At 56.9% G+C, this 950-nt stretch carries 2 protein-coding genes; both read right to left on the bottom strand.

The features are described from left to right. A partial coding sequence (gene darT, locus OKC30_RS21115; RefSeq protein WP_270809831.1) for a type II toxin-antitoxin system toxin DNA ADP-ribosyl transferase DarT occupies window positions 1-491 on the bottom strand: 491 nt, incomplete at its 3' end. A 266-nt stretch (window positions 492-757) separates the two neighbouring features. Next, window positions 758-950, bottom strand: a 193-nt coding sequence (locus OKC30_RS21110; protein ID WP_270667097.1) for a hypothetical protein, incomplete at its 5' end; no start/stop codon positions are given.

Here is a 950-nt window from a genome sequence, read left to right as displayed (position 1 = left end):
TCCAGCTTGCTCAAATCGTCCGCATCACGCTTGAAATCACGGCGCTGCAACAGTGGCCAGTCAATCCGCCCCAGATCGCCAAGGTCGACATAGAAATTGGCCCACTGGTAATAGGCATGGCTATCGGTAAACACAAACGGTAGCCCCAGTTCAGCCATGCGATGCAGGCTGGAAACCAGGATCAGGATTTCATCATTTTCACGCCGGGGAACACCGCGCCCGGAGTGAATATTGCTGAGCATGGGAGAAAACGGCGTGAAGTAGAAGGGCACATAGTCATTCAACACGCCGTAAGGAGCCAGCGGCACCGGATGGCGCGCGCGCTTGGCAATCAGCTCCGGCAACCCGATATGCACCCAGTGCGGGCTTTGCTGCTGACCATTCCCCGCCCACAGGCCATGGGTCAGGATCCATTCCAGGTTATCCCGATGCACGATCCGGAATATCAGCGCCTTCTGCGGATTCAGGCTCTGGCTATAGTCATAGGCCATGGGTGGCTAGCTCCTGCGATACCCAACGCTTGATAAACACGCCAACGATGACCCCACTCGCTTTTCGTATGCGGGTGGCCGCTGTGCACGCCATCAAGCAACTCACAATAAAAGTATCTCTTTCTTTTCAGATAGATAAACATCTATCGCGCCAATTAACAACCGCCCCAGTCACGCAACAGTCAAGCAAATCCGGCGCTGGGTGGCTCGGTGGCCAGGTTCGCGGCAGAGGCGGTCATCCGGTTGGGCTGCACTTATGCCCCCGTCTATGCCCCCGCCGCCAGCGGCAGGCGAATTTTGCCGGTCAGCAGTTGCTGCATCATGCCTTGCTTCAGGGCGCGGGCCTTCTCCAGCTTCTGAGTCAACGCCTGCAGCTCGTTATCCGCGAATTCAACTTCGAAGTGCGACACTCGCCTATGCCGCCTGACGGTACTCTTCGAATACCTTGACAGGCTGCCT

The sequence above is a fragment of the Aeromonas sp. QDB18 genome, from assembly GCF_027705325.1.
GTDB classification, from domain to species: domain Bacteria; phylum Pseudomonadota; class Gammaproteobacteria; order Enterobacterales; family Aeromonadaceae; genus Aeromonas; species Aeromonas caviae.
The sequence above is the reverse complement of the archived record's forward strand: the minus strand, read 5'-3'. Positions and strand labels throughout refer to the sequence as shown.